Raw genomic sequence first — 12720 nt, 5'->3', positions numbered from 1 at the left:
GACAATCGTCGGCGTGACGAGTTCCGCCGAAAGCCCGGCCTTCACCTATTCCGAAGTGGGCGCCACCCGCGGCTCGATGCCCGCCGGCTACCACCACCTGGAGGTCCGCCGCCGGCTCGGCCGCGGACGCGACGATTTCCGGCGGTTCGGAGACGCTGTCCTGGCCTACCGGATGCAGCGCGGTCTGGGCCTGCTGGCCGATGCGCAGACGCTGCGAGCCGAACCGGGGGCGCGCGTCACGGTGCGGCTCGGGATCGGGCGGTTCGGCGTGCTCGCGCCGTGCCGGGTGGTCTACGTCCTGGACGAGGAGGATCGCCGCGGGTTCGCCTACGGCACGCTGCCGGGCCATCCCGAGTCGGGTGAGGAGCTGTTCGCGGTCGAATACGACCCCGCGACGGCGGCGGTGTACGGGGTGGTCACAGCATTCTCGCGGCCCGCGGCCTGGTACACCCGCCTCGGCGGGCCGGTGGCTCGGGCCGCGCAACGCCTGGCCGCCGAGGCATACCTCGTGACATTGCGCCGGTTACCGTCCGAACCGTGATGCCCGCGCTTGTCTTCGCAAATATTGCAATCATTGATGAACTAACCGTTTCGCTATAAACTCGCAGCCATGGTGCACTTTTCCGGCCGTAGGCGGCTGTCGTGACGACCCCGCGGCGTGGACGGGTCACCCAGCACCGGGTGGCACAGACGGTGGCGGACGAATTGCGCACGCGCATCCTCAACGGCACCGACGATTACCGCCTGCCCACCCAGGATCAGCTGGTACAGGAATTCGGTGTCTCCTATCCCTCGATCCGCGAAGCGATCCGCATTCTCGAAACCGAGGGCCTGGTCACCGTGCGCCGCGGCAATGTCGGCGGCGCCGAGGTGCACCGGCCCGACGAAACGTCGGCGGCGTATCACCTCGGCCTCGCCTTGCAGGGCGGCCGGGTGACCTTGCGTGATCTGGCGTCCGGGCTGCAGATGCTGGAACCGATGTGCGCCGCCGAATGCGCTCGCCGCGACGACCGCCTCGACGTGGTGGTACCGGCACTCACCGAGAACATCGAGAAATCGAAAGCTCTGGTGGACGACGGGGTCGCGTTCACACAGACCGCGCGCGAATTCCACGACCTGGTGGTCTCGTTCACGCCGAACGCGACCGTCCGCTATGTGGTGAGCAGCCTGGTCGCACTGTGGTCGGCGCAGGAGGAGGCGTGGGCGGAGGCGCTCACCGGCCGCGGCGAGTATCCGTCGCGGGAACAGGCGCAGGCCGCGGTGCGCACCCATCAGAAGATCGTCGACGATATCGCCGCCGGTCAGGCCTCGGCGGCCGAACATATGGCGTGCGCGCATCTCGCGGCGACGCAGTCGCTGTTGCTGGACCGGTTCGACGACGGCATCGTGAACGCGTCCTCTACCCTGGCCCAGCAGGCGATCCGCGGCGCTCAGAGCCTCCGCCGCTGAACTACAGGCGCGCCGCGCTCGCGATATCGGTGACGGGTCCGGATTCGAACGCGCGGATCATCGCGTCCTGGGTGAACGAGGCGATCAGCCGGCCGCTGCCGGTACTGATCTGGCCACGGATATGCGCGGAACCGGCTCCCACGAAAGTGGCCTCGTGGTGGTAGCGCAACCAGCCGTCCCATTTCACCGGGTCGTGGAAGGTCACCGCGATTCCCATCGGCGCTGTCGACAGGGTGTGGTGGGCTTGTGCGGTACCGAGGCCGGGATGCGGGCGCAGCGCCGTGGAGATCCCCAGATGCCCGGTGAAATGCGCGAGTACGGCACGGTGCAGATCGTCGCGTGCCGGCACCTCGTCATAGCGCAGCCAGGCGTCCACCATCGGCGGGCCGATTTCGTCCGGGTCGTTGATATCGGTGCACCCGGCGATACGGACCTCGCGGCCGGGCAGCGGCAGACTGTCGGCCGGTAGGGCCTCGTCCGGTCCGGGCGCCGGCGGTCCGGCCGGTTCGTCGCGACGCACGAGGTCCGGTTGCGGCGTATCCAGCAACACTGTGCAACTAGTCCGGACCTTCGATTCCTGCCGGACAGTCACCGTGGCACTCGCGAAACTACGACCGGCCTTGATCGGTGTGACGGTGAAGTCCAGCGGAACATCGGGGTCGGCAGCGGAAACGAACAACGCGTGCGCGTTACGCACGGTGCGGCCCGGCAGCGCCTTGGTAGCCGCGACGATGCTCTGGCCGAGGATCTGACTACCGTCGACCACCCGCCGGGATCCGCCATCGCTGTCGCCGCGATAGCGGGCCGGAACCACAGGGTCGGGGCGGACGTCGAAGATCTCCAGCATCCGTACCATCGACGATTCGGGAGTACCACCCGGCGGTGTCACGGCATTCACGAACGCACTCCTGTATACCGACCAGGACCGATCGTCAGCTGGACGACGGACTGGTCGAACGCGATGTAGCCGGCCAGTCGCGCCACCTGCGGGTGCGGGTGCGGGTAACACCACGCGATCCAGGGACGGCCGCTGTCCGGCAGGGTCCAGTACGACGCCTCACCTTTGAACGGGCACACCGTATGCAGTTCGATTGTTTCGAGCAGGCCCGAGTTCACCGCCTGCGGCGGGAAGTACACCACCAGGCCGTGATCCTGTTCGTCCACCAGCAGGCATTCGTCGCTCACGGCCAGTTGCTGCCCGTCGAGCGTGGCGGTCATCGTATTGGTTCGAGCCAGCAGGTCGACCCGGTAATCGGGGCGGTGCTGATACCCGCTGGGCTGGGCTTGTTCGCTCATCATTGCTCCGAATCTCGATCGGCCGGGCCACCGGAGGCGACTCGGCAGGTGGCCTGCGACTCTCGCTTCACTGTCGCACAGGCAAGTAAGGTTCGAGATCAGGCTCGGGCCGGACCCCGAACGACCGCATCGCCATGGCCAGCATCGCGTAGGCACCCACCGTGAAAACGATATCCATCAGCTGCTGTTCGTCGAATTCTGCCGCGAGTGCCTGCCAGGCGCTGTCCCCGACCGCACCCGATTCGCGTAGGTCGTCGGCCGCCCGCAGCAGTGCCGCGTCCACCGGGGACCAGCCCGCAGCGCCGGGCCCCTCGGCAATCCGGCCGATCTCCGCATCGGTCAATCCCGCATTGCCGCCGAGCACCGCGTGCTGGGCCCATTCGTAGTCGCTGTTCCAGAGGTGGGCGACCCGCAGGATCAGCAGCTCGCGTTGCCGATCCGACAGTGCGGTGCCGTACAGCAGATGTCCGTTGAACGGCAGGAAGGCCATGGTGAACGCGGGATGCCGGGCCAGCGTGCCGAGCAGGTTCGTGCCCGAGCGCGTATTCGCCGGCGCGGGCCCGCCGTGATGCACCCGGGTGCGGAAGTCGGCGAAGAATGCGCGCAGTTCCGCCGACCATTGCGCGGGCTTCAGCGGGGCTATCCGCTCCATCTCCATCTCCTTGTCCACGAGGGGTTCACCGGTCCGCGTCGGTCTCGACAGCCTGCCCGGCGCTGCACCCGGCGCGCCCACCGGCGCCGGGTGCGCGGGTGGCGGCGATCGGCATTACGCGATCGGTTCCGAACCGAGCACCGTCGACCGTGCCATGCGGCGGGGTTCGGACCGATCGAATTCGCAGGCCCGGTGCACCAGGCCGGTGTTGTCCCACAGCACCATGTCCCCCACCGACCAGGTGTGGGTGTAGACGCGGTCGGGCGTGGTCGCGCGGTGTTCGAGGTCGTCGAGCAGCTGCCGGCCGTTCGCCGGGTCACTGCCGTCGATATATGCGGCGGTGGCACCGAAAACCAGGGAGCGGCGGCCGGATTCGTGCTGCCACACCAGCGGATGCACGCGGGCGGGCCGGCGCTCCCATTCCGCGATCTGCTCGGGTGTGGGGTTGGGATGACTCAATCGCTGCACCCGCGCCATTTTATGGACGACCCGGATATCGGCGAGTTCCTTCTTCTCTCGCTCGCTCAGTTCGTCGTAGGCGACATAGGTACTGGCGAACGCTGTTTCGCCACCGCGGGCAGCGATCACCCGGGCGCTCATGACCGAGGTTTTGGCGATCATCCGGTCCAGGCAGCCGTCGATATGCCAGTAATCGTTGCTCGGGAAATACGGGGCCAGCGGGTTCGCCGGATCGAAGCTGATCTCCATGACGTGTTTGTTAGGGAACTGCGGGAATACCGCCAGCTCACCGAGTTTCGCACCGAATTCGACCTGGGCCGCTTCGGTCGCATGCAATTCGCGGAACAGCACCACCCCGTACCGTTCGAGCAGGTCGTGACAGATATGTGGGAGATCGGGGTCCGCGGTGAGCCGTTCGGCGTCGACGTCGAGGACCTCGACGCCCACTTTTTCACTCAGTTCCCGGGTGGCCACTGCCGGCATGATGGGCTCCTCACTTCCGCGATCATCTCGGAATATTCGGCCGCCGCGTGGTGCGCAACGGTCACGCCGCTACACCTCGGCTGATTCGGGGGCATAGCCGAGAATGCCCTTGACTTCGAGGTATTCCTCGAAACCGGATTCACCCCATTCGCGACCGTTACCGCTCTTCTTGTAACCACCGAACGGCGCCGCGAAATCGAACCCGCCGTTGATGGCGATCGACCCGGCTCGCAGGCGCCGGGCGACAGCGCGGGCTCGGTCCAGGTCGCGACCCGCAACGAAACCGGCGAGACCGTACTCGGTGTCGTTGGCGATGGTGACGGCATCGTCGATGTCGTCATAGCCGATGATCACCAGTACCGGACCGAAGATCTCCTCCCGCGCGATGGTCATATCGTTGGTGACATCGGCGAAGACGGTGGGTTTGACGTAGTAGCCCTTGTCCAGGCCGTCCGGTCGCCCGATACCACCGGCTACGAGAGTGGCGCCCTCGTCGATTCCCTTCTGGATCAGGGATTGGATCTTCTCGAACTGCGCGGCGGCGACCACGGGACCGACAGCGACGTCGCCGGTGGGATCACCGACGGTGATCGTTTCGGCGGCGGCGCGGGCGGCCTCGATCGCCTCCGCCATCCGAGCACCGGGAACCAGCATTCGCGCGGGGGAACTGCAGGTTTGCCCGGAATTGCCCATCATGTTTGCGACGCCCGCGCCGACATTGGTGGCAAAATCAGCGTCGTCGAGGACGATATTCGGGCCTTTGCCGCCCAATTCCTGGGTCACTCGTTTCACGGTCGGCGCCGCGTTACGAGAAATTTCGACGCCGGCGCGGGTGGATCCGGTGAACGAGATCATATCGACCTCGGGATGCGACGACAGCGGTACGCCGACCCCCGGGCCGTCGCCCTGTACGAGGTTGAACACACCGGCCGGTACACCGGCGGCAGCGAGGATCTCGGTGAATATCTGCCCGGTGAACGGTGCACGTTCGGACGGCTTCAGCACCATCGTGCAGCCGGTCCCCAGCGCCGGAAAAACCTTCACCGCGATCTGGTTCATCGGCCAGTTCCACGGCGTGATCAACCCGCAGACCCCGATCGGTTCCTTCACGATCAACGTGGCCCCGCGCTGTTCTTCGAACCGGTAGTTCTCCAGGATCTCGATCGCCTGCTGCAGATGGCCCGCCGCCAGGTCCACCTGGAATCCGTTCGCCAGTCCGGCAGGAGCGCCCATCTCCTCGGTGAGTGACGCGGCCAGATCGGCGGTGCGCTTCCGGTATTCCGCGCCGATTGCCCGGAACAGGTCCAGCCGTTCGGCGACCGTACTCGCGGCCCAGACCGGAAAGGCCACGCGCGCCGCGGCTACGGCTGCGTCCACATCGGCTGCCGATCCGGCCGCAACCTTCCCGGCAACTTCTTCGGTGGCGGGATTGACCACGTCGAAGGTCTGGTTTCCGGCCGGCTCGACCCATTCCCCGTCGATATAGAACTTCAGGTATTCGCGCATCACTGCATTCCTTCCGCGTACCAGGTGCGGAACTCGTCGTAGCTCGGCATTTCTTCGGAATTGGCCTTCGGATCCACCGCCACGTGGATGACGCCGGGTTTTCCACTGGCGAAGGCACGTTTGATGGCGGGCGCGATCTCGGCGTCGGTGTCGACATATTCGCCGTAGCAGCCGAACCCCTCGGCGACCTTGTCGAGCCGGGTCTCTTTACTCCAGTGCACCGCGGTTTCCCGGGAGCCCTGACCGAAAGTGCGCTTGTAGACGCCCACTTCGAGACCCCACGCGTAGTCGACCGCGACTACGGTGACGAGCGGAAGCTTCAGCCGGGCAGCTGTTTCCAGTTCGGCGATCTGGAACTGGAACGAGGAGTCGCCGGTGATCAGCAGGACCGGCCGTTCACCGCCGTCGGCCACCGAGGCCCCGACCGCGTAAGGCAGACCGGTGCCGAGGTGCCCGAAGTTCTGGTTCCAGACCACATCGTGTGGTTTGCACTGTGTGTAGGTCCAGCCGAAGATCGTGGTGGCCCCGCCGTCGCGGACCAGGATCCCGTCGGCGGGGAAATCCTTGGTGGCCTCCACGACCAGGCGGGCCGGATGCACCGGCGACATTCCGGAGGGCGCGGATTCGGCGAGTTCGGCCAGCCGGGTGGCGTCCTGTTCGATCCAGCGGGCCAGTTCCGGGGTGGCGGCGCGCGGAGTGTTCTTCAGGGCTGCGGAGAGCTGGGGCACGACGGCACGCAGATCACCGACCAGCGGTACATCGATGGGACGGTTGACCCCGATAGCGGTGGGGTCCTGTTCGATCAGCACCCATTTCCGGACGGCTTCGTTCGCCAGCCAGTGCCGGCCCCGGCCGTAGTGCACCGGTTCGCCGAGTTCGGTGCCGATGGCCAGGCACAGATCCGATTGCACGACGGCTTCCACCGCGGACGGCGAGAAACCGTACGGGAATGTGCGGTCCTCCAGACCTTCGATGAAGGAGGTACCGCCCGAGGTCTGTACGACCGGGCAGGCCATGAGATCGGCGAGTTCCTTCACCGAGGCACCGGCGCGGGAGGTGTGCACCCCGTGCCCGACCAGCAGAACCGGCTGTTTCGCCTGCCGGATGAGCTCGGCGGCCTCGTCGATCTTGTCCTGACCGGCCGTCTGCCCGACCAGCCGGTAGCGGTGCGGCGGCAGCGGCGCCGCAACGTCGAGCTCCTCCTGGATGACATGCGACGGGTATTCGATGTACACCGGGCCGGGTACACCGGTCAGCGCCTTGCGCAGGCCTTCGCGGATGATCTCGTCGGTCTGGTCGGCGTATTCGATACTCGCCGCGTACTTCACCGAGGGTTCCAGCAGCCCGGACTGTTTCACGAACTGGATCCGCCCGCGGCGTACTCGCTGTTCGGTGATCCGCGCGCGCTGCCCGCCCAGGAAGATCACCGGCGAATTCTCCACCTTGGCGCACATCATCGCGCCCGCCATATTCGCCATACCGGGACCGAGGGTGCCGATACAGACGGCGGCCTTACCGGTCATCCGGGATACCGCCTCGGCCATGAAACCCGCCGATTCCTCGTGGTGCGGGGACACCACATTCCAGCCGCGTTCGTCGGCCAGATGGAAGAGGTGCACGAAGTTCGGGTCGGGGATGCCGAAAATCGTGTCGATACCTTCGGCCTCGAAGAGATCCAGTATCCGTTCGTAAACCTTGACCGTCATAATTCACTGTCCTCCCATGGCCATTGCGAAACTCCGGCCGATATGGTCGCTGTGTGCGGAAGGCACCACCGGTAGCAACCACGAATCGGCGGTATCGCGTATGTCGTCGATCTGTTCGCCGACGTCCTCGATCGACCATTGCGGCCGGTAGACGCCGGGGGTTTCCGCGATATATGCCCGTGCCATCCGGCCTGCCAGCGCGACCAGCATCTCGCCGCTGATCGTGCAGGATTCGTGGGCCAGCCAGCCCACGGCCGGGGCAACCAGCTCGGGTTCCATCGGCGGGTACTTCGAGGTATCCAGCCCGTCGGCCAGCCGGGTCACCGCCGCGGGCACGATCACATTGGATTTCACTCCGTGTTCGGCCCCCTCGAGGGCGACCACATTCGACAATCCGATCACACCGGCTTTGGCGACAGCGTAATTCGCAACATTCCGGTTGCCGTACAGTCCGCCGATCGAGGAGGTCAGAACCACCCGGCCGTAGCCGGCTTCGCGCATCACCGGGAATGCCGCGCGAACCATATGGAAAGCACCCCGTAGATGCACGTCGAGGACGGAATCGAAATCCTCGTAGGTCATTTCGGTCAGCGGCGCATAGCGGACGTTGCCGGCATTGTGGATGAGGATATCGATGCGGCCATAGGTGTCGAGCGCCGTGTCGATGATCGCGCGGCCGCCTTCGGGGCTCGCCACCGAATCGGTATTCGAGATCGCTTCCCCACCGGCGTCCCGGATCTCGGCGGCCACACCACCGGCCACCCCGGCATCGGCATCACCGCCCGGGATACCACCGCCGATATCGTTGACCACGACTTTCGCGCCACGCGCGCCGAGCAGCAGCGCGTAGGCCCGCCCCAGCCCGCGACCGGCTCCGGTGACGACGGCCACCCGGCCGTCGAACCTCTTCTCCGGGCCCGCCTCCCTCATTTGCCCAAAGCCAGACCCTCGAGGCGGCCGGTACCGCGCCATTCCTGCAACAGCTCCTCCAGGGCGTAGAAGCCCGGCCAATACGGTTCGCCCAGATGGGAACGGATGTTCTGCTCGCCCTCGTTGTTGTAGTAACCCGGCGTGCACTCACGCTGGAAATTACTGTTGTCGACGGCGGTGTCCTTGATAGTGGCGCACCACCCTTCGACAGCGTCCGGGGTCGGTTCCACGACATTCGCGTCCCGGTTCAGCGCTTCACCGATGATGTAGGCGGCATGGGTGGCCTGCTGATCGAACATATCGGTGGTGCTGGCGGTCACCCCGCCTTGCACGAACCCGGTGAAGAAAATATTCGGGAAACCGTTACTGGTGAGGCCGTGCAAGGTCCGGTAGCCTTCCGCCCAATGCTCATAGAGCGACAACCCGTCGCGGCCGGTGAACGGGTGGATACCGTAGCGGCGATCCAGATCGGTGGTGATCTCGAATCCGCTGGCGAAGATGAGACAGTCCACTTCATGTTCCACACCGTCGGCCACGACGCCTGTGGCGGTGATCCGCTCGACACCCTTGGTCTTAGATACGTCGACCAGGGTGACATTCGGGCGGTTATAGGTCGGCAGGTATTCGTCGTTGAAACAAGGCCGCTTGCACAGGAATCGGTAATACGGTTTGAGCGCTGCCGCGGTCGCCGGATCATCGACGATCTCGTCCACCCGCTGCCGGACCCGCTCCATCGCCCGGTAGTCCTGGTTCTCCCGGATCTCCATGAATTTCTCCGGGGTCACCTCCGCCCAGCTGCCGGTTTCGTCCAGGTAGGCCTGCACATTCCGGCTGACCTCGGTCCAGCCGTCGCACACCAGATCCGGCTGGCCGGGCGCGAACGCCTCGAACGCGGCGGTGTGGAAATTGCGGCGCCGTTCCAGCTGCCAGCCGGGCTGCAGCGATTTCGCCCATTCCGGATCGGTCGGGACATTTCCGCGCTCGTTGATATAGGACGGGGTGCGCTGGAAAACATACAGATGCTCGGCCGACCGGGCGATATGCGGAATGATCTGGATCCCGCTGGCGCCGGTTCCGATCACCGCGACCTTCTTGTCCGCCAAACCGGTCAGGCCACCACGCATATCACCACCGGTGTATTCGTAATCCCAGCGGGCGGAATGGAAGGTGTGCCCGGTGAAATCGTTGATCCCCGGGATTCCGGGCAGCTTCGGCTTGTTGAACGGGCCCTGCGCCATCACGACGAACCGGGCCAGGATCCGGTCGTCGCGATTGGTGCCGATCCGCCAGCGCCGCAGCGCCTCATCCCATTCCAGCGATTTCGTCATCGTCGAGAAGATCGCCTTCTCGTACAGTCCGAAATGTTTCCCGATACGCTGGGCGTGCTCGAAACATTCGTCGCCGAAGGCGTACTTCTGGGTCGGGATGTACCCGGTTTCCTCGAGCAGCGGCAGGTAGCAGTAGGCGTCGGAATCGCATTGGATACCGGGGTAGCGGTTCCAGTACCAGGCGCCGCCGAAATCGCCGGCCAGTTCGATGATCCGGAAATCCTCGACGCCGGCCTGGGTGAGCCGAGCGCCCGCGGTCAAACCGGCCCAGCCCCCGCCGAGGACCACCACATCAACTTCCTCGGTGCAGGGTTCGCGCGGTGTCACCGGAGTGTACGGGTCGCCTTCGAAGACCTCGGCGAACCCGTCTTCGCTGGCGACGTACTGCTGTTGCCCTTCCGATCGCAGCCGCTTATCGCGTTCGGCCAGATACTTGGCCCGTAACGCGGCTTGGTCGATCTCGGGGGTCTGCGTGGGTGCGCAGTTGTTCATTCGGAATCCTCGGTGGTGGATCGGCCCGGCGGCGCCGGGTCAGGTGAGGTCACGCGGTGCGCCGGTGCCCATGTACTTCGCGAGGTTGTGATGCAGGTTGACGACACTGCGCTCGCGATACGGATTCGGTTTCGGGCCGGAGAACCCGGCGGATTTCATTCCCTGCTGGACGGCCGCCATATTGTCGAAATCCTGCGGCAGCACGGTGCGCCAGCCCGGATCGTCCTGCGGGGTGTGGATCCATTCCGTCTCCGGCGCTTCGCCTTCCGGGAACAGTTCGTAGACCGCAGCCTCGAAAATGCATTTGTCCGGGTCGTAGCCGTAGGGTCGCGCGCTGTAGCAGAGCATATTGTTGACCGCCTGCCCGATCTGGAAGTTCGGGAATATCTGCCACGCGGTACCGGCGGCCGCGACATCGGCCGGCGTGACAGTCGGCCAGATGACTCCGCGCGCCTCGTCGGTGGCGCGTGCCGAGGCCAGCCAATGCTGCATGACCTCCGGAGCCGGTGTGCCCTCGGGAAGTTCTTCGGTCAGCCGCCGCGCCGCCTCCACCATGGTCCAGGTGGTGTTGGTATTAGCGTTCTCCCACGTGAAATTCTGCAGTTCGATCGTCGATATGCGGGCGTCGGGGCCGTGACCGAGGCGGATCTTGCCCTGGCTCTCCTCTTGGCCCTTCGGTGCGTCGTAGCCGATATTGCTGTGTTTGCCCTGTGCCCGCGCCCAGCCCAGGAACATGCCGAAGTTCATGAACTCCGGATGGGTGTAGGGCACGTGGTAGGTCTCCATGAAGGCCTCCAGGGCGACCTTCCAGTTGCAGTCGAACACCAGCCACCGCCGCCACCGGTAGCGCATGTTCTGCAACTGGAACGGATCGAGCAGAGTCGCGGCCGGCTCCAGGTATTCCAGCAGGGTTTCCGGGGGATTCGGATCCAGGTTGACGAAGATCCAGCCGCCCCAGGTGTCGACATGTACGTCGACCAGTCCGTCGTTGCGTTCGGTGAGTCCGCACGGCCAATCTTCGCGTTCGGGAACGAAGGTGTTGCGGCCCTCGAGGTCGTATCGCCAGCCGTGGAACCCGCAGACGAACTGCTTCTTCTGCCCCTTGGCATTGCGCTGGCCCGGCGGGGTGTCGACCAGTTTGCGACCGCGATGCGCACACACATTGTGATAGGCGCGGATCGTGTCCGCGGCGGTACGCACGATGATGATCGAATCGTCGAGGATTTCGTAGGTGAGGTAATCGCCCACCCGCGGGATCTCCTCGACCCGGCCCACCTGCTGCCAGACCTTGCGCCACAACTTGTCGCGTTCGTCTTTCACGTATTCGGGACTGAGGTAGGCCTGCACCCCGATCGTCATCGGCGCGGACAAGGGGTCGGTGTTCGTGGCGATATCGTCGACGGGCTCGGCTGTATTGATTGATCGCTCGCTGCGCTCGCTCATGCCTCCGCTTCGCTCCGGCACGAGCGAGGGCTCGGCTGTATTTATTGATCGCTCGCTGCGCTCGCTCATGGCGTTCTCCCACCCCGGGTCCGGGGACAATCGGTGTCGGTGCAATACATTTCGGTGGTCAGCTGGTGATGGCGGCGCGGAAGCCCTCGTCCTTCAGGAACAGCGAGGTGTTGTCGGCGCCCAGATGGGTCCATTTCAAGTTGAGCCCGCCGTCGACCAGGATCGTCTGCCCGGTGATATAGGACGACAGCTGGGAGAGCAGGAACAGCACGGCGCCCGCCTGCTCTTCGGGCCGGCCGCGGCGCCCCATGGCGATTGCGGTGCGATCGCGCTCGACGTCCTCGTCCACATAGGTTCCCGAAGCCGGAGTTTCGGTGACACCGGGCGCGATCGCGTTCACCCGGATATCGCTGAGGGCCAGTTCGACCGCCATCGTTCGGGTCGCGGCGACGAGCGCGGCTTTCGCGGTGCCGTAGGCGATATGGAAGGGCGCGGTGTTCATCCCGCTGATAGACGACAGCGAGACGATCGCACCCGGCCGGCCTGCCGCTTTTATCTCCGCGGCCACCGCCTGACTCATGAAGAACATCGATTCGAGGTTCTGCGCGAACAGGGCCCGCCAGTCGTCACGCGTCACCCGGGTGGCGGGCATCCAGGTGGCGGGCGCGGCACCACCGGCGATATTCACCAGGCCGTAGAGGTCACCGTCGGCCTGCCGCGCGGCCTCGAGTACGGTGGCGACACCTTCATCGGTGGCGGCATCGGCCTGCACGGGGACGACCTTCAATCCCCCGCCCGCAAGCGGTTCCACATGTTTCGCCAAGTTTTCCGCCCCCCGGCTGACACCGAGCACAGTGGCTCCGGCCTGCGCGACCAGTCTCGTCACGGCGGTCCCGATCCCGCCGCCGCCCGCACCGGACACGATCACCACGCGCCCGTCGAGTCCGAAGAATTCACCGGTCATGGT

General features: G+C 65.5%; 12 protein-coding genes. 2 read left to right on the top strand and 10 right to left on the bottom strand.

From position 1 onward, the window contains the following. The first annotated feature begins 13 nt into the window (after positions 1-13). A complete protein-coding gene (locus tag NS6_RS10010) occupies positions 14-541 on the top strand; it encodes a DUF1990 domain-containing protein (protein WP_068039892.1) in 528 nt (175 codons plus the stop codon). A 101-nt stretch (positions 542-642) separates the two neighbouring features. Beyond that, positions 643-1449, top strand: a complete 807-nt coding sequence (locus NS6_RS10005) for a FadR/GntR family transcriptional regulator (protein ID WP_068039889.1) — start codon at positions 643-645, stop codon at positions 1447-1449. Position 1450: 1 nt separating this feature from the next. On the opposite strand, the gene NS6_RS10000 is transcribed toward NS6_RS10005, so the two are convergent. From NS6_RS10000 to NS6_RS09955, 10 genes are all read right to left on the bottom strand, one after another. Beyond that, on the bottom strand, positions 1451-2347 hold the full coding sequence (locus NS6_RS10000; protein WP_245669234.1) for an acyl-CoA thioesterase: 897 nt from the start codon (positions 2345-2347) through the stop codon (positions 1451-1453). Next, a complete protein-coding gene (locus NS6_RS09995; RefSeq protein WP_084470907.1) occupies positions 2344-2748 on the bottom strand; it encodes a DUF427 domain-containing protein in 405 nt (134 codons plus the stop codon). The genes NS6_RS10000 and NS6_RS09995 overlap by 4 nt, the downstream gene beginning before the upstream one ends. Before the next feature lie 64 nt (positions 2749-2812). Beyond that, complete coding sequence (locus tag NS6_RS09990) at positions 2813-3397, bottom strand: carboxymuconolactone decarboxylase family protein (protein ID WP_068040550.1); 585 nt, start codon at positions 3395-3397, stop codon at positions 2813-2815. A gap of 114 nt (positions 3398-3511) precedes the next feature. Further along, positions 3512-4339 (bottom strand): TauD/TfdA dioxygenase family protein, encoded by an 828-nt coding sequence (locus NS6_RS09985; RefSeq protein WP_068039887.1) that lies wholly within the window; start codon positions 4337-4339, stop codon positions 3512-3514. Between the two features lie 69 nt (positions 4340-4408). Beyond that, complete coding sequence (locus NS6_RS09980; protein ID WP_068039884.1) at positions 4409-5845, bottom strand: aldehyde dehydrogenase family protein; 1437 nt, start codon at positions 5843-5845, stop codon at positions 4409-4411. Next, entirely contained in the window at positions 5845-7551 is a 1707-nt protein-coding gene (locus tag NS6_RS09975; protein WP_068039882.1) for a thiamine pyrophosphate-binding protein, read from the bottom strand. The genes NS6_RS09980 and NS6_RS09975 overlap by 1 nt, the downstream gene beginning before the upstream one ends. Before the next feature lie 3 nt (positions 7552-7554). Continuing rightward, the gene (locus tag NS6_RS09970) at positions 7555-8481 is read right to left on the bottom strand and encodes an SDR family NAD(P)-dependent oxidoreductase (RefSeq protein WP_068039881.1); all 927 of its coding nucleotides are present in this window, start codon (positions 8479-8481) and stop codon (positions 7555-7557) included. Further along, positions 8478-10301: a flavin-containing monooxygenase gene (locus tag NS6_RS09965; protein WP_068039879.1), complete on the bottom strand. Its 1824-nt coding sequence runs from the start codon at positions 10299-10301 to the stop codon at positions 8478-8480. The genes NS6_RS09970 and NS6_RS09965 overlap by 4 nt, the downstream gene beginning before the upstream one ends. Positions 10302-10340: 39 nt before the next feature. Next, the gene (locus tag NS6_RS09960; protein ID WP_245669264.1) at positions 10341-11660 is read right to left on the bottom strand and encodes an aromatic ring-hydroxylating oxygenase subunit alpha; all 1320 of its coding nucleotides are present in this window, start codon (positions 11658-11660) and stop codon (positions 10341-10343) included. 211 nt (positions 11661-11871) lie between these two features. Beyond that, positions 11872-12717 (bottom strand): SDR family NAD(P)-dependent oxidoreductase, encoded by an 846-nt coding sequence (locus NS6_RS09955; RefSeq protein WP_068039871.1) that lies wholly within the window; start codon positions 12715-12717, stop codon positions 11872-11874. Positions 12718-12720: the final 3 nt, after the last annotated feature.

It is taken from the genome of Nocardia speluncae NBRC 108251 (assembly GCF_001613245.1).
Lineage (GTDB): Bacteria > Actinomycetota > Actinomycetes > Mycobacteriales > Mycobacteriaceae > Nocardia > Nocardia speluncae.
The sequence above is the reverse complement of the archived record's forward strand: the minus strand, read 5'-3'. Positions and strand labels throughout refer to the sequence as shown.